At 57.9% G+C, this 561-nt stretch carries 1 protein-coding gene; it reads right to left on the minus strand.

Annotated features, from left to right (window positions below; genetic code table 11):
* Positions 1 to 458 (minus strand): maltose ABC transporter permease MalG (gene malG, locus R7P64_RS24490; RefSeq protein WP_044643285.1); only part of this gene is annotated, 458 nt, incomplete at its 3' end.
* Positions 459 to 561: the final 103 nt, after the last annotated feature.

Raw genomic sequence — 561 nt, forward strand, 5'->3', positions numbered from 1 at the left:
AACGGGATGTACTGGCCCAGGCGGTCAAACAACGCGTACAGGGCAACCAGCGACAGCACCGCCGGGAACATCTGGAAAATCAGCATCCCTTTCAGCAGGGTCGCTTTCCCCGGGAAGCGCATACGGGCGAAAGCGTAGGCGCAGGTGGTGGAGAGGGCGACGATGCCGATCGCGGTGATCCCGGCGACCTTAATCGAGTTCCACAGCCACAGCAGGACCGGGAACGGCGGCGGCGTGACGCGGCCATCGGCGTGTTCGACGCTGAAGCCTAACGCCAGACGCCAGTGTTCCCAGGAGATGGTATCCGGGATCAGGCTGCCGGTGGCGAAGTTGCCTTCGCGCAGCGAGATAGCGATAACCATCAGCAGCGGAAACATAATCGCGGCGATAAAAATCAGTAGCAGGAGATGCGTGGTAAATAAACGTAGCTTCTGCGATTTGGGTTGGACCATAGCCATTATCGTTATCTCCCTTAATCAAACTTCATGCGCGTGGCTTTCAGATTCACAATCGCTAACGCGCCAACCAGCAGGAAGATAAGCGTTGCGATAGCCGCCGCCA

Source organism: Vibrio sp. 2304, from assembly GCF_033339475.1.
Lineage (GTDB): Bacteria > Pseudomonadota > Gammaproteobacteria > Enterobacterales > Vibrionaceae > Vibrio > Vibrio alginolyticus.